General features: G+C 45.6%; 11 protein-coding genes. 3 read left to right on the top strand and 8 right to left on the bottom strand.

The window, feature by feature from the left end; all coding sequences use genetic code 11:
- Nucleotides 1-65: 65 nt before the first annotated feature.
- On the top strand, nucleotides 66-1352 hold the full coding sequence (locus JNUCC31_RS22095) for a DUF5050 domain-containing protein (protein ID WP_192264787.1): 1287 nt from the start codon (nucleotides 66-68) through the stop codon (nucleotides 1350-1352).
- Between the two features lie 221 nt (nucleotides 1353-1573).
- On the opposite strand, the gene JNUCC31_RS22090 is transcribed toward JNUCC31_RS22095, so the two are convergent.
- Nucleotides 1574-2146, bottom strand: a complete 573-nt coding sequence (locus JNUCC31_RS22090) for a GbsR/MarR family transcriptional regulator (RefSeq protein ID WP_192264785.1) — start codon at nucleotides 2144-2146, stop codon at nucleotides 1574-1576.
- Nucleotides 2147-2641: 495 nt separating this feature from the next.
- Here JNUCC31_RS22090 and JNUCC31_RS22085 point away from each other — a divergent pair, with 495 nt between their 5' ends.
- Together JNUCC31_RS22085 and JNUCC31_RS22080 are read left to right on the top strand one after the other, a co-directional pair.
- A complete protein-coding gene (locus tag JNUCC31_RS22085) occupies nucleotides 2642-3871 on the top strand; it encodes a quaternary amine ABC transporter ATP-binding protein (protein WP_062323694.1) in 1230 nt (409 codons plus the stop codon).
- Entirely contained in the window at nucleotides 3837-6428 is a 2592-nt protein-coding gene (locus tag JNUCC31_RS22080; protein WP_192264783.1) for a glycine betaine ABC transporter substrate-binding protein, read from the top strand. The genes JNUCC31_RS22085 and JNUCC31_RS22080 overlap by 35 nt, the downstream gene beginning before the upstream one ends.
- Before the next feature lie 413 nt (nucleotides 6429-6841).
- Here JNUCC31_RS22080 and JNUCC31_RS22075 read toward each other — a convergent pair whose 3' ends face one another.
- From JNUCC31_RS22075 to JNUCC31_RS22045, 7 genes are all read right to left on the bottom strand, one after another.
- Nucleotides 6842-7054 (bottom strand): immunity 17 family protein, encoded by a 213-nt coding sequence (locus tag JNUCC31_RS22075; protein ID WP_192264781.1) that lies wholly within the window; start codon nucleotides 7052-7054, stop codon nucleotides 6842-6844.
- 157 nt (nucleotides 7055-7211) lie between these two features.
- On the bottom strand, nucleotides 7212-12770 hold the full coding sequence (locus JNUCC31_RS22070; RefSeq protein ID WP_192264779.1) for a 5'-nucleotidase C-terminal domain-containing protein: 5559 nt from the start codon (nucleotides 12768-12770) through the stop codon (nucleotides 7212-7214).
- 591 nt (nucleotides 12771-13361) lie between these two features.
- Nucleotides 13362-14510 carry a copper amine oxidase N-terminal domain-containing protein gene (locus tag JNUCC31_RS22065; RefSeq protein WP_192264776.1) on the bottom strand — a complete coding sequence of 383 codons (1149 nt, stop codon included), beginning with the start codon at nucleotides 14508-14510 and terminating at the stop codon, nucleotides 13362-13364.
- Nucleotides 14511-14647: 137 nt separating this feature from the next.
- Nucleotides 14648-16021, bottom strand: a complete 1374-nt coding sequence (locus JNUCC31_RS22060) for an ABC transporter substrate-binding protein (protein ID WP_192264773.1) — start codon at nucleotides 16019-16021, stop codon at nucleotides 14648-14650.
- A 300-nt stretch (nucleotides 16022-16321) separates the two neighbouring features.
- Entirely contained in the window at nucleotides 16322-17143 is an 822-nt protein-coding gene (locus JNUCC31_RS22055; protein ID WP_192264771.1) for a carbohydrate ABC transporter permease, read from the bottom strand.
- Nucleotides 17140-18102, bottom strand: coding sequence for a carbohydrate ABC transporter permease (locus JNUCC31_RS22050; RefSeq protein WP_192264769.1), 963 nt, complete (start codon nucleotides 18100-18102; stop codon nucleotides 17140-17142). Before JNUCC31_RS22050 ends, JNUCC31_RS22055 begins: the two co-directional genes overlap by 4 nt.
- A gap of 394 nt (nucleotides 18103-18496) precedes the next feature.
- Entirely contained in the window at nucleotides 18497-20314 is a 1818-nt protein-coding gene (locus JNUCC31_RS22045; RefSeq protein ID WP_192264767.1) for an APC family permease, read from the bottom strand.
- Nucleotides 20315-20399 lie beyond the last annotated feature (85 nt).

The following is a 20399-nucleotide window of genomic DNA, read 5'->3' as shown; positions in this document are numbered from 1 at the left end:
ATAGTTTACCGATATAATTTAAGGTGTTAACTGTATTTATAAAGATGAAAGGTGATGATTGATTCATGAACAAATGGTCCTCACGGGTGCAGCGTACCATCTGCGCCTTGCTGCTGTTTACGTTGCTGGCAGCAACGACACTGGGAGGCGGGAACGCCGCGCAAGCAGCCTCGCTCAGCCAATCTACTGTGTATTATGACTCCGATGGGGTATTGTACAAAGTATCCGGTGACGGAAGTAACACTACTGAAGTCTTGCTGGATTTCGAAGGGGTTGACCTTGTCGAGGCAGGCTCTTACCTCTACTACACACAATCCAAATCGTCCACAACATTGCTTCGCGTCCCAAATGACGGATCACGTGATTCAGCTGAAACGTATGCTACAGAGGTGTTAAACTACTTTTCAGACAACGGGTTCATCTATTATATGGACACCAAAGGTGCCATTTATCGCGCGAACGGTGACAGCGAGGCTTCGACTGCCAAAAAAATTGCTGACAAAGCGGATACAGATTTTCCGCTCCTCACTGTAACGAAAGGCCGAGTATACTATAACGCGCTCGTTAACGGAAATACCTGGATCGTTTCCAAAGCATCCAATGGCAGCGGAGCCGTACAGCGGATTGCTGCAGGCGCAGTAGAAGGTCGTTATTTTATGCACCCAGCCAAAAATGAGCTTCAACTCATGGTCAATACCGACCCGTATGAACAGGTATATTCCACCAATGCTGTTGTGATGTATAAAGTTAACTACAACACAGGCAAAGCCACAGCTGTTAACCCAAAAGCAAAGCTCGATGTCAACGCAGTTTATTCTGGTGGCTGGGGCAATAACCTTTATGTGTATAACAAAGGCATCAAGTTGGACAGCAACAAGGACTATAACTATGCAATTGGCAAAGCCTATGCATTGACCGCTTCAGGCAAGACGCTCCAGGTCCACAGCAAGAGCATTCGGGAAGTGGACGCATTAGGTACAGATAAAATGATTATTGTGGATGCTAATAAAAAGGCATACGCCAAAACCATTTCTGGCAACAAGATATCTAAATCTGCCAATCTGAATCTGAGTAATGTCAGCTATGTGGGCAATCAATTCACCAATGGCACACCAACAATGGCATACATATCGGGCACCAATGGCCTCTACTCCGTTAACCCCTCTCTCAAAGTAACCAAGCTTGCGGGAGATGAATGGGATACATTCCAGTTCATGGCGGATGTTCCGGGAATGTTCTACATCAACGCAAATGATTTGTACCGTTTGTATCACGTCCAAGCGAATGGTACAGGCAAAAAGTCGCTTAGTGATGTTTTCCTGGACGATATCCTGTTGGTAACACCTAACTAAAATTATATATATCCCAAGACGAGGATCACCTTACAGCCCAAACGGCTCGAGGTATCCTCTTTTTTATGGCGAAACTTTTTTTTTCAAAACACCACACTTGTATGATACTTATCGCGGTACTCAACCGGATCACTTCATTAGCAACCTATGTATATTTTCGGTTCATGAGTGAAAGCACCAAAGAACCCTCTCCAGTCTGGAGAGGGCTCTGGTTGTTGTTATTAATGTTCCTTAATTTCTTCCTTCGGAACCAGCTTGTATATTTCTTCATCTTCCATGGTATCTATCAATCGGTCTAACCATTTGTAATAGGCTTCTGCTTGAAGGACTTTATGCTTGTCCTCCATAAGAATGTGAAGAAGTTCAGCATCTGCTTGTTCATCCAGGTCAGAAATCAAACGATTCAATTCATCAACGGATTTGCGCAGTACCTGCAGGTTACTCTCCACGGCTTTTCTCCATTTAATCACGAAATAATCCGTAAACGTCTGATGCCAGTCATACTCCACTTCATATAGGTCTTTCCGGGAGCCTTTGCTCCATACTTTATTCACCATTTTTAGATCCAGCAGTGTGCGTACGCCGGTACTCATGCTCGTTTTGCTCATTTCCATTTCCCGGCCCATATCGTCAAGGGTCATTGGTTTGTCTGCAAAAAAAAGCAATCCATATAAGTGTCCCGTGGACAGCGTAACTCCGTAGAGATCCATATTACGTCCAATGGCTTCAATGACGCGTTTACGGATTCTGAGAACGGTTGCTTGCTGTTCCTCTTCTAAATGGTCCAAGCCCATGCTTGCAACCTCCATTCTGAACATTCCCAGTCTTGGCAAAATAAATTGCAACGGTTTAAGATCCTGCTTACATGGGAAAGTATCCTGCAGGACATCCTATATGCCAGAGGACTTTAGGCACCCAATGTATGTTAAGGGGAACTTTACCAGGTTGCATCTGCCTACGACTATCTTTTAACCAATAAAAACAGCTTTAATTCAGCTTATTTTCTATTGTAGGAAAAGCGATATCAAATGTAAAGATGCCTTATTAGCCAAAATAAGGAGGATGACAGAGCATATGGACGGAAAACTTTGTACAGTTTTTACTGTACAAACATTATGTACTGTTTATTCAGTTGCTATACAGGTTAAGTATTGTTAGAATACAAAACGTTACCCAGAAAGACGGGAAGCGAAGCAATTACCGGATTTCGTGGCTGGGCGCACAAGTGTATGGGCTTGTGGATGCTGAAAGCCGTTCGAAGTGCACAACACATCAGAAGGGGTGAAAACATGACCATACTTGAAGTTAAGAATGTAAGTAAACTGTTTGGCCCCCAAACCGAGCAAGGGATTCAATTATTGGAGCAAGGTTGGGGTAAAGAAAAGTTGGCCAAAGAAAAACAGATAACGGTTGGTGTCAACCGGGTCAACATGGAAATTAAAGAAGGCGAAATTTTCGTCATCATGGGACTATCAGGGAGTGGTAAATCGACGCTGGTTCGAATGTTCAATCGTCTGATTGAACCGACATCGGGAGAGATTCTCGTACATGGCAAAGATTTACGCAAGATGAACAAAGAACAATTGCGCGAAGTGCGTCGGAAAACGATCAGCATGGTGTTCCAGAAGTTTGCGTTATTCCCGCACCGTACCGTTCTCGATAATGTGGAGTATGGACTCGAGATTCAAAAGGTAGATAAAGATAAACGTCGGGAAAAAGCGAAAACCTCGCTTGAACTGGTCGGCCTTAAAGGCTGGGAAGATAAAATGCCGGATGAGCTCAGTGGCGGGATGCAACAACGTGTAGGTTTGGCTCGTGCGCTGGCAAATGATCCGGAAGTACTGTTAATGGATGAAGCCTTTAGTGCACTTGATCCGTTGATTCGTCGTGATATGCAGGATGAGCTGATTGAGCTTCAGGATAAAATGAAAAAGACTATTATTTTCATTACCCATGACTTGGACGAAGCGCTGCGCATCGGCGATCGCATTGCCCTCATGAAAGACGGCGCAGTCGTACAGATCGGTACTCCGGAAGAAATCATGATTCAACCGGCCAACTCATATGTGGCCCGCTTCGTCGAAGACGTGGATTTGTCCAAAGTCCTTACCGCATCTCATGTTATGCGACGTCCTGAAACGATTACACTTGACCGTGGTCCTCGTGTTGCCCTCGAATTAATGCGCGAACGTGGTATTTCCAACCTGTTTGTCATTGACCGTTCGAAGAAACTGCTTGGTGTCATTACTGCAGAAGATGCAACCCGTGCAATGCGGGAAAACAAAGTGTTGAACGATATTCTGATCACGGATGGGCCTACTGTATCGCCTGAAACCCTGATTCATGAATTGTTCGAAATTGTAAGTTCAGCCCATGTGCCGCTCGCTGTTGTTGGCGAAAATGGCCGTCTGCAAGGTGTTATCGTCCGCGGTGCCCTGCTTGGAGCACTTAGCGGTGAAGTTGCAGTAAAGGAGGAACTTGCAAATGATTCCCAAAATACCACTAGCATCGTGGATTGAAGCCATTGTTGACTGGATGAGCACTTCGCTCTCCGGATTATTTAAAGTGATATCTATCGTGATTCAGGAGGTTGTCGGATTTTTCTCCGGGTTGTTCATGCTTCCCCATCCGCTTCTGTTCATTGTAATACTTGGTATACTGGCATATCTCGTTGGGCGATTACCACTAACCCTTTTTACGGTTATTGGATTCCTGCTCGTAGATAACCTTGGATATTGGTCCCAATCTATGGATACATTGGGCCTGGTTATTACGTCAGGATTAATCTCCATCCTGCTTGGTGTTCCAATCGGAATCTGGCTCGCATACAGCAAAACCGCAGCCCGGATTATTACGCCATTGCTTGACTTTATGCAGACCATGCCTGCATTTGTCTACTTGCTGCCAGCTGTAACTTTCTTCAGTCTTGGTGTGGTTCCCGGTGTTATCGCGTCCGTAATATTTGCGATTCCACCTACGATTCGCCTGACTCACCTTGGCATTAAGCAGGTATCAGGCGAACTCGTTGAGGCAGCAGATGCTTTTGGTTCCACATCCATGCAAAAGTTGTTCAAAGTACAGCTTCCTCTTGCATTGCCTACTGTCATGTCAGGGATTAACCAAACGATCATGCTGTCGCTGTCCATGGTTGTTATTGCTTCCATGATCGGTGCACAGGGTATTGGTGCGGAAGTCTATCGTGCGGTAACGCAGTTGCAGATCGGTAAAGGATTTGAAGCAGGTCTGGCTGTCGTGGTACTCGCGATTGTGCTCGACCGTTTCACGCAAAATCTGTTTATGCCAGGTCGAAAGAAGACCTCCCGCATCTCGTCGAAACAAAAAGCCTGGATTACGGCTGCGGCAACACTGGTTGTACTCGTAGCTGGTTTCTCACAATACTTTATTGGTGGCAATAGTTCTTCTGCCGGCGGTAACAACACTCCAGCTAATGCTATTGGCGAAGAAGTCAATTATCAGATCATTGGTATCGACCCGGGTGCAGGTATTATGAAGTCCGCTGCCAAAGCCATCGATGATTATCATCTGACGGATTGGACCCTCATTGAAGGATCTGGTGCAGCGATGACGGCTACATTGGACAAAGCCCTTAAAGCTGAACAACCGATCATCATTACTGGTTGGACTCCACACTGGATGTTCAACAAATATGATCTGAAATATCTGGATGATCCGGAAAAATCTTTTGGTGATGCAGAAGAAATTCATACCATCGCACGTAAAGGCTTGAAAAAGGATCATCCGGTTGCTTATGAGTTCCTGTCCCGTTTCAAGTGGACTTCTGATGAAATGGGCGAGATGATGAGCGCCATCCAAAACGGCACATCTCCAGAAGAAGCGGCTAAAAACTATGCTGAGAAACATGCAGATCAGATTGACGAATGGACCAAAGGTCTGACGCCAGTTAACGGCGATGCATTTAAACTTAGCTATGTTGCCTGGGATTCCGAAATAGCAAGTACCAACTTGCTGAAATATGTTATGGAAAACAAGCTTGGCTATAAAGTTAACGCCCTTCAGGTTGAAGCTGGACCGATGTGGACGGGTGTCGCCTCAGGCGACGTAGATGCCTCTCCAGCAGCTTGGCTGCCATTGACTCACGCTGACTACTGGGAACGATACAAAGACCAGGTGGATGATCTGGGCGCCAACATGACCGGTGTACGGACAGGGCTCGTTGTACCTGCGTACATGACAGATGTTAATTCGATTGCAGATCTGGAAACAGGTGCTCCTTCCTCTACTCCATCGGCGAATGCCAATGTGGGAAATGAAGTAAATCATCAAATTATCGGTATCGATCCAGGTGCCGGAATCATGAAATCCACAGCGAGTGCCATTGAGAAATACGGTCTGTCTGACTGGAAACTGGTCGAAGGTTCAGGAGCCGCAATGACAGCTACGCTGGATAAAGCCGTTAAGAATAAAGAACCGGTTATCGTTACCGGTTGGACACCGCATTGGATGTTCAACGCATATGACTTGAAATACCTGGACGATCCGGAAGGTGTCTATGGCGAAGCCGAACAAATTCATACCATTGCCCGTAAAGGGCTAAAGGAAGACAAACCTGTCGCTTATGAATTCCTGGATCGCTTCTCCTGGACACCTGAGGATATGGGTGAAATCATGGTCGCCATTCAGGACGGAGAGGATCCCCAAAAAGCCGCAGCTGCTTTTGCTGAAAAGCATAGCGACAAAGTGGCTGAATGGACCAAAGGTCTGACCCCGGTGAATGGAGATACAATTAAACTGAGTTACGTAGCCTGGGACTCCGAGATTGCAAGTACCAACTTGCTGGAGTACATTTTGAAAGAAAAACTGGGTTACAAAGTAACCTCCCTACAGGTAGAGATTGGTCCAATGTGGACCGGTATCGCCAATGGTGATGTGGATGCAACTCCAGCCGCATGGCTGCCGCTCACCTCTGCAGATTATTATAACAAGTACAAAGATCAGATCGATGATCTCGGTCCAAATATGGACGGTGCCAAAACAGGTCTGGTTGTACCAACCTATATGGACATCAATTCCATTGAAGATCTAAAAGATAATTAAACCAGATTGAGATGGATAAACCTGAATTTGGTAAAAAGACTCCTGGAAATTTTCGGGGGTCTTTTTTTTATGTAACTTTTAATAAGCTGTGTCTTCAAACCTGCTGGAAGCCAAAGTGTACCTGAAGTGCCGTTAAAGTGGATTTTCTCCCTTTCAATGAAAAGCTTGGCTCCGGATGGGATTAGGTGTCAGCGACTCACTCGCGGTTGGCAAAATTTGTCTACACATTCCCCAGGGTAAACCGACTTGGGCTTCAAGACTTTTTAAAAAGCTAACTTCCACATCCTAACTAACCTCGAAAATCTCAAGCATAAAGCTAAACGTACTAATCGTTACCTTCTACATTAAAGGCTGTGAAACTGATTTATGTACTCAGGCTCTACAATTTTTTCTTTTCTTCTCTTTTTCTACGCTTACCCAATCAGCAACAATAATACACCAATGGTAATCAGCACAGTACCTAAAATACCATACACCACTCTTGCACCCTGACGTCCCATGGTTTTCACAAAGAGACCTGCTCTAAAACTCTTCATAAACCAATCCCAATTGTTGATCCCACCTAACAAACTGAAAATCCCTGCAGCAATAGCTAATAGTGCGATTAAAACCGGTTGATCTTGCATGTCAACACTCCTTCCCTATAATCCTGTCTGCTATACCTTACTCTGGTGAAAATGAACAGTCATTAATTGGTAAAAAAACAGCTTGCAGATGAAGGTCTGCAAGCTGTTTTCATTAGCGTATTGGCTCCCTTTTCATAGGAAGATTGACTAGTATTTATTACTTCGCCTGAAACTCACTTGCTGACATCAGCAATGTCACGACTTCAGCACGAGTTGCTTCCGTGAGCGGATTAAACATGTTCTTGCCTGTACCCTTCACCAGTCCTGCATCATATGCAGCTGCGATGTAAGGTACGGCCCATGCAGGTACTTTATTCGCATCTGCAAAGGTTAATGTGGATTTCGAATCAACTGGAAGCCCCAATGCTCTTACAAGCATAACGGTCATCTCCACACGTGATACTTTGCCGGATGCACGGAACGTCTCATCTGTATATCCACTGATGATTCCCTGTTCTACAGCTTGAGCAATAAAGGATTGTGCCCAAGCCGGAATTTTGGAAGCATCCTTGAACGTCAACGCCTTAGTGCTGGCTGGAAGTTCAAATGCTCTTGCCAGCATCACAATGAACTCGGCGCGTGTTGCCGGAGCATTCGGACGGAAATTACCGTCTTGATATCCATTCACAATTCCCCGGGAAATGGCCTGCTCAATGGCAGCTACCGCCCAATGATTGCCGATATCTTTTAAAACTGTACCCGGATTGGTTGGCGTGGTTCCTCCGCTATTACCATTACCCGGGACGGATGGTGTTGTTGGTGTGGTCGGAGTAGTTGGGTTCGTTGGCGTTACAGGTGTGGTTGGTGTCGTTGTGCCTCCACCACTATTACCACTGCCCGGATTGCCGCCATTGCCAGGGTTGCTTCCATTCCCATCACCCGGAAGTGGCGCTCCCTTCAGATCGGTACTCCGTCCTTCCGTTGTCTGGTTTACCGTACCTACACGGTCCAAATGTTCATGGAAGATTTCATAATCCACCAGATTCAGTTCATAGTATCGGTTGTCATCCTTCGCCACTCTCATGGCGCGGTAGAAGTCTCCACCGTTAGCCATAAACGAGTTTGTCGCGACGATGTAATACCCGTTTGGGTCGATATCCGTATACGTGCCATTGGCATTTTTAATTTGTACTTTGAGGACTCGTTGACCGACTTGGGTCACCGTATTGGTTATCGCATCAATTTTCTCACCCGGCTTCGTGGAATCGTAGTAGAAACGCATGCCTGAAACTTGCGGGAAACGCCCTTCTCCTGTTTCCACACCGCTCACGCCATTTTCAAGCGCAGCCGTAATTTCCTTACCTGTCATTTTTAATGCAGACAAGTTGTTGCCGAATGGCATCACGGTTAGCAGATCACCTAACGTGATATCTCCTTTTTGGAACGAAGCCCGAATACCTCCACCGTTTTGGATGGCGACATATCCTTTAACGTCGCTTTCCTTCACTATGGATTTCACTTTCTCCAGCATGCCGTCTGTCATCAGATTACCAAGGTTGGTTTCCTGCTTGCGTACGCTGCCGCGTTCGCCATCAAGGAATACATTCGTTTTACCGATGACTTCTTTTTTGAACTCGGCCAGAGGCCCTGCATAACTTGCCAGTTTCTCTGTTGCTTCCGGATCATTGGCGTAGACGTATGCTCCAGAGGCATCCTTCGCATCCAGGTTCAGCAACTTGCCGTTCCATGTTTTCAACACGCCTGCTTCATCAAACGTTACATCCAGTTGACCCAACGAAACGTCATATTCACCTGTCTGTACCACAAGCGTCGGGTCCATGTGCGTATCCACAACCACCGGTTTGTTCAGAATGGTGTGTGAATGACCACCAACCACAATGTCGATGCCTTCTACAGCTTCTGCCAGCTTCAGGTCTTCCGAGTAACCCAGATGGGTCAGCGCGATGATTTTGTTGATACCTTCATCTTTCAGCATGTTCACCGTAGCCTGAGCACTTGCCTTGTAATCCCTAAACTTCAGATCATCTCCCGGCGAGGAAAGGGATACGGTATCCGGTGTCGTCAAGCCAAAGATTCCAACCTTCTCACCGTTCACTTCCGTAATAATGGCCGGATAGATTTGAGAATTCTCGCCTGGATTCCCGATGGTACCGTTGTACAGGCTACCCAAATTCGCATCCTTGGTATAGTCGATATTGGCACTCACAAACGGGAAGTTCGCTTGTTCAATAAAAGCTTTCAGTGCACTTGGCCCTTTATCAAACTCATGGTTTCCGAAGGTCATGGCATCGTATCCGATCATGTTCATGAACTCCAGGTCGGCCAGGCCGTTAAAGAGATTGAAATACAGTGTACCCGAGAATACGTCCCCTGCATCCAGCACAAGGGTGTTATCATTGCGTGTTTCCTTGATAGCTGTTACGCGGCGCGGAATGTTATCCAGATGCGCGTGCGTATCATTGGTGTGCAATACACGCAGGTTGAAGTCGCCTTCTTCCGCTGTGCTTCCAATGCTTAGCTGGGCGAGCAGCGGATCATGATCACTGACGCGCCCATGAGAGTCTTCGAAATCAGCATTCACGTGAACAGCTTCGATTACTGCAGTATCAGACAGGTTTTTGCTCACCAGAATGTGATCCAGTGTCTGGGAATTCCCGTCATAGATGTAGGAGTAGCGCTTGTTCTCTGGCAGTTTGTTTACCAGATTGTCCAATTCATTCCCTTCAACAATGTTCAATGTTTTGGAGAACTGGAAGTCATTGAAATCGCCGAGAACTGTGACATTGACCTTTGGGTCTTTACTTAACAGTTCCTTAATAAAACCGTTCACAGCAGTCGCCTGTCGTGCACGTTGAATCTCACTGCTTCTTGTCGCCGGCTGTATACTTCCGTAAGGCTTCAAATCGCCGCCTTTGGAATTCAGATGATTTGCAATCACAACAACACGTTCTCCATTGAATTCGAATTCGGCGGCGAGCGGTTTACGCGAGCTTGCAAAAGCATCGTTTGTTGGATCAATGCGTCCAGGATTCAGGGACAAACTCCCGTCCGATTCCACTTGGATACCCGTCACTGCATCCCCTTTATTTCCTTGTTTCAGGGTTACACGTGACTCATTGTATAAGAATCCTACGCGGATGTTCCCTCCCGGAGCTCCACCATCCTTATTGTTTTCTGGAGCAATATCCGTGTATTTATAAGTAGGGCCGCCTTTAGATGCAATAGCATCAATTAGGGTTTGGAAACTTGCATCCGCAGCAGTTGTTCCACTGTCTGTAGCTCCATCATTATCTTGTACTTCCATAATGCCAATAATATCAGGATTTTTTAGATTATTGACTACAATTCCACCGATTTTGACAGCTCTCGCTGCATCCTTCTTGCTGAAATTTTCCACATTGAAAGTTGCAATTGTCAACTTACCATCGGCCTGCTGAATCGTTGTTGTTGCTTGTTCCAGCCCCCCGGAAGTGATAGCTGGAAGGTTCCCCTCCGGATTCACCTTGAAATTTCCGTTGGAATACGTCATAACACCTTTGACGGACTCGGTGAGCTTGTCACCGGTTTTGACCGCCTGAGAAGGCTTTTTGTTAATGAACAAACGTTGTGGATTAAGCGCACTCTCATATGGTTCTCTACCATCCGCAGTGAGGATGACACCTCCTGCTGGTGTACGTACCGGATTATTTGGACCATTGTCAACGACAACGGCCACACCCGGTTCACTGGAATACGGACCGATAATTGTTGCATTATCAAGTTGAACTCTCATGCCTTCCAGACTTTCATAAAAATCGATCGCATCCGTCTCCGGGTTAAACTCCCCGAACTGATCTGAATCAATCACGGTTGGGATAATACGACCATTAGTTCCCAAAATCACAGGTTCAGGAAGCTCTAGGTTATTGTCTTCAACTGTTATTGCTGTCGCTACGATCTCTGTCGTTGACAGTTCGGTCGTCGCTGTTGCATATTCTTTGACCTGACCAGACACCTTCACCTTATTACCTACTGTCATTCCATGTGAAGACTTATAGATAAGTATGCCTTCGGATGTTTTCACATCGCCATCTTCCATTCCAGGAATTTCCTGTATATAGAAGGAACTTGCATTTACAACATAAGTCACAATACCTTCGACATTCTGGACAGCCAAACCATCATACAAAGAGTTATGGGAAGTCCCTTGAATATCATGGATTCTAAGATTGTCCAGTTCATGAAGAACTTTGTAAGTAAAGCTATACACATCACTTGTATTTCCACCTGATACAGCAATCGCTTTAACCACCGTGTCCTCTTCTAATGTAATCGGGGCACTGTACTTTGCAGATGTTTGGGTTGGCTCAGTCCCATCAATCGTGTAATAGATTTCTGCTCCTGCTGTTGGCGAGGATAAAGTGACTGTTGATCCTTTGATAATACCTCCTGATGGAACACTTGCTGTAACAGACAGCAGATTTTCGACAACATCCGATGCTGTACGTGGAATCAGTTCAAGACCATAACTTGTATGATAGGTCAAAACCCCTGTCACTTTTTCGTATGTTTTGCCTGTTGCCAGTGCAGTAGGGCTATTTTTGGCATAGATCGTGATCTCTCCGCCATCGGCATCTGTCGCATAAAAGGTGGAACTGCTGCTTCTTGTCACTGTAACTGCGTTGACTTCGACAAGCATCCCTTCATAGATGCCACCTGTACCCTTTCCTCCGCCTTCAGCAGGCGTAAGCTCTTTGGATGTCAATGTAACCGGTTCAGGGATTTCTTGTGTTTTATCCAATACCTTAATATAACCGCCTGGAAATCCAGTCTTGTCCTTCTCTACCTGAAGCAAACCGTTATAGATCGTCAGTGGTCCATAAGCTTCAATACGGTCACCTGGCTCCACAGTGGCGTCCGTTCCACGAATAACGATTCCAGCATGATCATCCTGAATGTACAAGTTCGCCAATCCACCCGATTCTTCTCGGTAGGTTACAATCCCTTGTACGGTAACAGGCGTATTCTCAGATTTATTTCGTGCTTCGGAGATTGAAATGGGGGTGTTGTCGACGATGGTATAGTCAAGAAGCGTAATATCGCTATCCATCAATCCACTTTTGTGTGCATAAGCTTCAATGTGAATCGTATCATTCACTGTGATTGGCACTGTATATGGGAGAAAAGCATTTTCATCATCTAACTTATAGTATACGGCTGCACCAACTGTAGTTGTTGCCAGTGTAACCTGTGTGCCTGCTGGAACTGCACCCGAGGATGGATTTGCTGTGACGTTTGCCACTTTGGTTTCCGGCGTCTCATCGATCAGTTGGAAAATGGTCGAAGCAGTGCTTTTAATTCCGTTTACAGTAAAATAGGTTTCCAAACTAACGCTGTTAATTCGAACTTTGGAATGATATAAGGAAGTATTGCTTTGTAGTCCAAAAGTGCTGCGAGGAGCAGTTGTGGGTACTTGTACGGGCATCATTTTGCTCACATCTGTTTCATCAGGTCGATCTGCCAGTGCAAAGTTTGTGTCAGAAGTAAACGGAGGACTTAGCTGGATAGAGCTTCCACTGTTGTAGTAACCAACTACATATCCTTCAACAGTCGCTATAGATTTGTCAGAATTCTTCGCCTGTGCCTGAGCAACCGTTAACGGCTCATCTGCCGCAGAGGCCTTACTGTTGAACAATCCGGCCGGAATGGCCCCTGTTATCAACAGGACCATGGCCAGGAACAACCTGAGCCAGCTTTTCATTTGCATCCAATACATCTTTTACCTACCCCCATGTGTCGATTTTACAATCATTTGTTCATGAAGCTTGTACATTAGTTCAAATATAAGATAACTGAACTTCTATTCCGTGTAAACAATATTCTTTTTATATGTCACAAAATAGAACATACACTTCATAAATCATACTTGTTTTTTCGCTTAAAACCGTACAAGAGTACTAATTTTCAGATGAAAACAAGCTTTCCGAAATTAAAAATGTCACATTCATGTTCACTTAGGTACAATTAACGTAAGATAATATAACATAAAAGAAATTACATTTATTTTTTCGACATTTAACGATAACCACTCCATCCCTATTTTTGTTACGCCCAGCCTTTGATTGTATATGTCCACACAGAAAAACATGCGAGTTTGTCTCCCCCACATGTTTTCATTTTAAGAGTGAATTATTAAGAACAAACTCAAACCTAATCAAAGGAATGTTAATTTTGGATCAGATATGTAAAAAGAAATGAAAACAGATAAAAAAAACACAAGGGAATCTCCAGTTTCAGAGACGTCCTTGTGGAACATTGTGAGACATAATAATTGTAAACGTTAAGACTAAATATTGCTTCCAAGTGATTAGATCAAACCTTGTTGCTCCAAATACTGATCAACATACTTTTCCGCATTCACTGACGATATAGATATCCAGTCTGAATAGGTTTCCCCAAACATTTTATATAATAACTCACTGCTATATTCATTACTTAATTTCCCAAAAACAATATACAACTGTTTGATCGTATTTGTGTGTTTTTTGCCATCTAGGTCTGTCCACGTTACTTTTTTATTAAGATCAACCTTGCTTATATCCTTAGTATGAATCTGAACTATTGATCCATTCACCTTGAAATAAACACGGGTACTTTTCTCGTAAGGGTGACCCTTTAGAATACTCCATCCTTTCATATCCCCCGAAGCAGGCACAGCATATAGTTTTCCTTTCGTTGGGGTAGTTGTGGCTGTTACATTGTTTGGTTTGGCAGGTTGTTCGATATTAACAGCCATTGTTCCTTTACCCATGGATATTTGCATTTGCTTCGTTTTGGCGTTGTACGTCAGTGCTCCATCCAACGCATCTGAGAGAACAGAGGCAGGAAACAAGGTTACGCCATTATGAATAAGCAGTGGTGACTTGAGCGTTAACGGCTCTCCGTTTAGTGTTGCCTTTGTTCCCGTTTTGGGGAGCGTTATTGTTGTAGAACCAACCTTAATGTCAAAGTTGCCCTGTTGAGCAATGTAAGTAACACTTCCCCCCAGTGCCTTGAATACCTCTGTCATTGGAACAAATGTTACACCCTCTTTGATATATCCCCCATCAATGGCATCCTTCAAGCTACCTGATATGACAACCGATTTCTCGATATTTCCGACCTTAACGGTAACTTTGGATGAACCCACACCCGTTATCTTTAACATCCCATTGCTCAATAACTTGAGTATATGTGGTTTGCTGATGGTATAGTCTGTTTTTGAGAGACCAACATGGTTACCTAGAAAGGGATAATCAACACTGGTCATCATATTCTCCTCATCATAAATTAAAGCCACATCAAAATCGATTTTCTCCCCGACTGTTACTTCGACTTTAGCTGGCATAAGCTGAATATCTTCAACTTTGCGATCCTCCGCATAAGCACTTGAGACAAACAACAATATAAAAACCATGATTAGAAAGGCTATTTTTTTCATTCTTTTACTCTCCTTCTCATTTTTAATTTCGTTCATACCTATTGGACTCCCCATTTCAACTCCCTATTCTATTTTCGGAATCATTAACAAATATTGTTAGACTATTCCTCTTGTTAGAACAAAAAAATTGGATGCAGCGTAATCGCCGCATCCAATCCTTAAAAACAAACACATTACTTTTTCACCGTACTGTTATACTGTGCAATCTTGTCTGTAATTTGCTTCGCTGCTGCATCCAATGCGTCTTGTGGAGTTCCTTGTCCATTCAGGACCGTTTCGATCGCTCCTTCGACAATTTGACGGGCTTCGGGGAATACACCCATAACGGCCCCGGATGTTGCTGTCGAATCCGCAGAAGCGTGCAATTGGTCGACTGCTGTCTGGAATTGCGGGTACTTCGCCATATTATCCTTTAATACTTGCTCATCGTAGGCTGCTGTCGTAATAGGGAAGTATCCTGTCGCAACACTCCAGTTGGCTTGTACCGCAGGTGTTGCCAGATACTTGATGAATTCCCAAGCGGCTTGCTGTTGTGCTTCGGATTTGTTGTTCATGATATACAAGCTTGCGCCACCAACCACGACGCCACCTTCTTTGGCATCAGCAGGACGAGGCAGGAATCCTGTTCCCAGCTCAAACTTGCCGCCAGCACCCTCTACAATTTTGCGCAATCCAGCGGTAGAATCCAGCGTCATGCCGATTTGCTGTGCGGTAAATGCAGCGGTCGTATCGTCTGTGCTGCGTCCCAGATTGGAGACGGTTTTCTCGTCCATCATTTTTTTCCACCATGTTAATGTCTCCACGCCTGCTTCGGAGTTCAACATGGATTCAGTCGCTGCACCATTTCTACCGTTACCATTGTTTACATAATCTGCATTCTGGTTCGCGAAGAACTGTTCCATAAACCAGCCGTAGATCGCCATGGATGCACCCGGTTTACCGTCTTTCGCCAGTGCTTTGGCTGCTTGCTCAAACTCTTCATATGTCTTAGGCGGGTTCTCTGGGTCCAAACCTGCTGCTTTGAACATGTCTTTGTTATAGTAAAGAATCGGGTTCGATGTGTTGAACGGCATCGCATTCAGTTTGCCATCGATGGTGTAATAACGAATGATATTCGGTTCCAGCTGGGACAGATCGAACTTGTCTTTGTCGATGAATTGCTGTACCGGCGTAATCATGCCTGAATCGATCATGAACTTGCTGCCAATCTCGTATACCTGGATAATGTCCGGGCCACTTTCCGAACCCATGGAAGCTTTGAGTTTGTTCAGGCTCTCATCGTATTTCCCCTGATAAATCGCCTTCACCTGAATGTCCGGGTGGCTTGCGTTGAAATCGGAAGCGAGTTGGTTAATCGCCTTCTCCCCTGCGCCCGACATCGAGTGCCACCATGTCAGTTGTACCGGTTCAGCTGCAGCCGCATCGGCTTGAGCCCCGCTTGCCGGACTGCTTGTATCTGTTTTTCCGCCACAAGCGGCCAGTACCAACATCAGTGCAGCAAACATTAATGCAAATGTTCCTCTTTTTTTCAAACGAAACCCGATCATAATCGCTCTCCTTTTTTTGAGGCTCACGTCACAATAAAACCTTGGAGATTACACGGAGTGGCCGTTACGGGTCCGAATCGTTCTTTCGATCGCTGTTATCCCCGGATTTTATTCAATTCCCTTCAAAGGGGAAAATCCGGGGATAAAGGCGAACGCTACGCTTCTACAGAATCGATTTCGTCCCCTCCACTACTACGTGGTTTATCTTCTCAACATTTTATTTCAAGAGTGAGGCCTTGTTTATTCGCTCCTGGGTATCCAAACCACAAACCCGTTAAATCCATAAAACTTTTAACTGAATCAACCCTTCAGCGCGCCTGCAGCCATACCGCGGACAAGCTGTTTCAAACCGAAAACCAGAAGCAGCAGCGACGGTAAAATAACAAGCGCTGTGCCAGCAAACACCAGATTCCATGCAGTGGATTCCTGGAACTCCAACATCGAGATCCCGATCTGTACGGTTCTCATCTCCGGACTGTTCGTGACGAGCAGCGGCCACAGATAAGAATTGTACATGCTGAGGAACGAATAGATCGCCAGTGTTCCAAGTGCCGGACGGGACAATGGCAGGACGTGTGATACAAAATACCGGATATGCCCGCAGCCATCGATCTTCGCCGCTTCAAACAATTCTTTCGGAAGCTGCATGAAGAATTGTCTCAGCAGGAATGTGCCGAACGCCGTTGCCAGGAACGGAATGGTCAGACCCTGGTACGTATCGAGCCAGCCCCAGCTGCGCACCGTCAGATAGTTCGGGATCATGGTGACTTCCCAGGGAATCATCATCGTCGCCACAAACATGCTGAAGATGACGTTTTTGCCCCTAAACTCCATTTTCGCGAATGCATAGGCTGCCATGCTCGCTGTAACAAGCTGACCAAGCATCGTCAGTCCTGCGACCAGGAACGTATTTCCGATAAACGAACCAATCGGAACGATATCGAATACTTCCACAAAATTGGACAAATCTATGGACCGCGGGATGATATGGGGCGGATACGCACTGGCATCCTCCGGCGTCATCACGGCCATGAAAAAGGTATACAGCACCGGATACAGCACGAGTGCCGCACAGATTGTAAGCAACACATACAGCAACGTTTTTGTCCAAGGCGTTCTCATTGGTAATGCACTTTCCTTTCCACCCATTTGAACTGAATCAGGGTCAGCAGCATAATAACTGCGAACAGGATTAGTGCTTGCGCACTGCCCGTTCCAAAGCGGAAATTAACGAATGCTTCCTGATAGATGGAATAGACGAATACATTGGTACTGTCCATCGGGCCACCCCGGGTTAGAATGTTGATCTGACCAAATGATTGGAACGCACCAATGATCGATACGACCGTGACAAAAAACAGGGTTGGCGACAACAGTGGCATTGAGATTTTGCGAAAAGTAAGCAAAGGACCTGCGCCATCCATCTTCGCGCTCTCATAAATTTCATCAGGGATGCCCTGCAATCCACTGGATAATATAATGTAATTAAATCCGAGATTCATCCAAATGGTCATGATGGAGATCGAGATTAAGGCCCAATCCGGGCTGGTCAGCCAGGGAATCGGATCAATTCCAACTTTTCCTAATAAATAATTCAGCATGCCCAAGGTCGGATGGAACAGAAACTTCCAGATGACCGCCGATGAACCGACAGACAATACCACAGGCAGAGAGAATACAAACTGGAACACACGCATTCCCTTGAAACGGTTATGTGTCAGAGCTGCCAGAATTAGGGCCGCGAGCATGCCGGTTGGCACGGTAAACAGGACAAACAGCAGCGTCACTTTCATGCCTTGCAGGAACAGTCCGGACTGGAACACCGCCTTGAAATTGTCCAGTCCAACATAGGCTGCAATCTGTCCAGTAGGGTCCGTGGAATGCATACTCAGGTACACCGACTTGAACATCGGATAAAACAAAAACACTGCAAATAAAAGCAGCGATGGTGCCAGGAAACCATAGGCCAGCATGTTCTCCCGCATCCGCTGCACACGCAGCGAAGCTGTCCGGCGCCGACTCGTATTGGACACGCGCCGTCTTGCAGCAGGCAAGCCGATCCGGTTGTCAAGCTCACTCATCGGATTTTCTTCCCCCTTGATCTACGCATTCGGTGTATGAACTTCATCACCCACGTTATCTAGTGTAAAAGCCAACTGTCACAGCAGAATCGATTCTGAATCAACGCAGCGTTAATCGTGGACAACTGAGTTTACCAAATTAGGGAGGTTAAAGAAGCTTCTAACCGTGGTCAGCGAACAGCAAAAAAACCGCAAGAACTCCCTCCATTCGGGAAGGTTCATGCGGCTTTGTGTGTAAAGGGAAGATGAAAGCGATTAGATATACACTCCATAGATTTAACAGAAAACTGGATATTTAATGTTAACTCAAATGTTCAGTTGATATTCCTGGGATCATATGAATTGCATGAACGCACAAAACATACTGTTTTCATGCCAGTGTATACGAAGCCTTTTAACGATTGAGATGATATGGCACAGTCGTGACAATCACGTCTTTATAATTGATCAGATACGCGCGGATCATGAAGCTGGTCTGGTTGTGCAGTACATTTTGCCACCAATGCTTGGTGATGAACTGCGGAATCAGAATCGTAATATGGTCCGTTTCAGCCGTTTTCCACTCTACGGTATCAATGAATTTCTTGAGCGGTCCCATAATGCTGCGGTATCTTGATTTAATTACAACCAAACGAACACCCGGGTTCCACTCTTCCCACTTCTGCTCCATCTTGCGAATGGCTTCATCATCAAACCCGATATACAGGGCAACCACGTGATCTGACATTGTTTGCGCGTAACTGATCGTGTTCATCACGACCCGGGTAATACCAGCCACCGGAATGACGATCGTATTGCCCTTTCTTATCGGTTTCTCCAGCTTGATATCAATCCGTAATTCATCCGCGATGTTGCAATAATGACGGTGAATACGCATGAACACATAGACGACGAGTGGCAGGAAAATAAAGATAACCCACGTTTGCGTAAACTTGGTGAATATAAAAATCAATGTAATCGACAGTGTGGTCAGCATACCAATCGTATTGACGAGCAGCTTCACACCCCAGCCGGACGGTTTGACTTTGATCCAGCGAATCATCATGCCCAGCTGGGACAAGGTAAATGGAATGAACACACCCACCGCGTAGAGTGGAATCAAGCTTTCCGTATTTCCTTTGAATCCCACCACCAGCAATGCAGACATCACACTGAGAAAAATGATACCGTTCGAGAAGCCAAGGCGGTCTCCTCTGACCATAAACATATGCGGCATATATTTATCCTTCGCCATCATGAAGGAGAGCAGCGGGAAAGCCGAGTACGCCGTATTCGCTGCCAGGAACAGGATCAGTGCCGTTACACCCTGGATAATAAAATACATCGTGCCCCTGCCAAACGTGGCTTCGGCAATCTGGGAAATGACCGTGGCTTTGGGATCAGGCTTCACTCCGTAACCATAGGCAAGTAACGTGATGCCAATAAACATGGCTCCCAGAATACAGCCCATCAGCATCAAAGTTCCCGCAGCATTTTTTTCGGCAGGTTGCTTGAAGTTTGGAATGGCGTTGCTCACCGCTTCGACTCCTGTGAGAGCCGAACACCCCGAGCTGAATGCCTTCAGTAGCAGAAACATGCTCACATGAGACATGCTCGTTCCAAACTCAGGCGCAGCGGCTTCCATGCCACCCGCAAGAAATTTGATACCCCCGGATATAATCAGAATCGCAATCGAAAAGATAAACAAATATATGGGAATCGCCAGTACAGAAGCGGATTCCGTCACTCCCCGCAAATTCATAATCGTCAGAAACACAATCATAACCAACGCAATTATTACGCTGTAATCATGAAGCATCGGAAAGGCGGATGTAATCGCATCGGTCCCTGCAGACGAACTTACCGCAACCGTCAGAATATAATCGACCAGCAATGATCCTCCGGCAATCAGGCTCGGAGCCGTACCGAGATTATCCTTGGCAACGATGTACGCGCCGCCTCCTGTTGGATAAGCAAAAATCGTCTGGCGATAGGAAAAAATTAAAATGACGAGTAATCCCAACACGGCGATGGAGATTGGAACAGAGTACCATAAGGCGGCGACTCCGGCCGCAACCAGCACCAGTAAGATCTGCTCCGTACCGTAGGCAACGGACGATAGGGCATCGGAAGACAGAATGGCAAGCGCCTTCCATTTCCCCAATTTTTCTGCATCCAATTCAGCCGATTTCATAGGCTTGCCTATTAAGATTCTCTTCATTTTGCCAAGCATGATCATAACTTCCTTCCATCCATCATCTGTGAAGCATTGTTATTATGCAAAATCATAGGGCTAATGACAATACGTCATTTCACCC

Source organism: Paenibacillus sp. JNUCC-31 (assembly GCF_014844075.1).
Lineage (GTDB): Bacteria > Bacillota > Bacilli > Paenibacillales > Paenibacillaceae > Paenibacillus.
Note: the sequence above shows the minus strand (reverse complement) of the source record. Positions and strands in the feature narration are given on the sequence as shown.

Excerpts from the sequence above, each read along its gene's own strand:
- JNUCC31_RS22095 (WP_192264787.1), top strand. The coding sequence starts at position 66 with ATGAACAAATGGTCCTCACGGGTGCAGCGTACCATCTGCGCCTTGCTG.
- JNUCC31_RS22090 (WP_192264785.1), bottom strand. The coding sequence starts at position 2,146 with ATGGGCTTGGACCATTTAGAAGAGGAACAGCAAGCAACCGTTCTCAGA.
- JNUCC31_RS22085 (WP_062323694.1), top strand. The coding sequence starts at position 2,642 with ATGACCATACTTGAAGTTAAGAATGTAAGTAAACTGTTTGGCCCCCAA.
- JNUCC31_RS22080 (WP_192264783.1), top strand. The coding sequence starts at position 3,837 with ATGATTCCCAAAATACCACTAGCATCGTGGATTGAAGCCATTGTTGAC.
- JNUCC31_RS22075 (WP_192264781.1), bottom strand. The coding sequence starts at position 7,054 with ATGCAAGATCAACCGGTTTTAATCGCACTATTAGCTATTGCTGCAGGG.
- JNUCC31_RS22070 (WP_192264779.1), bottom strand. The coding sequence starts at position 12,770 with ATGTATTGGATGCAAATGAAAAGCTGGCTCAGGTTGTTCCTGGCCATG.
- JNUCC31_RS22065 (WP_192264776.1), bottom strand. The coding sequence starts at position 14,510 with ATGAACGAAATTAAAAATGAGAAGGAGAGTAAAAGAATGAAAAAAATA.
- JNUCC31_RS22060 (WP_192264773.1), bottom strand. The coding sequence starts at position 16,021 with ATGATCGGGTTTCGTTTGAAAAAAAGAGGAACATTTGCATTAATGTTT.
- JNUCC31_RS22055 (WP_192264771.1), bottom strand. The coding sequence starts at position 17,143 with ATGAGAACGCCTTGGACAAAAACGTTGCTGTATGTGTTGCTTACAATC.
- JNUCC31_RS22050 (WP_192264769.1), bottom strand. The coding sequence starts at position 18,102 with ATGAGTGAGCTTGACAACCGGATCGGCTTGCCTGCTGCAAGACGGCGC.
- JNUCC31_RS22045 (WP_192264767.1), bottom strand. The coding sequence starts at position 20,314 with ATGCTTGGCAAAATGAAGAGAATCTTAATAGGCAAGCCTATGAAATCG.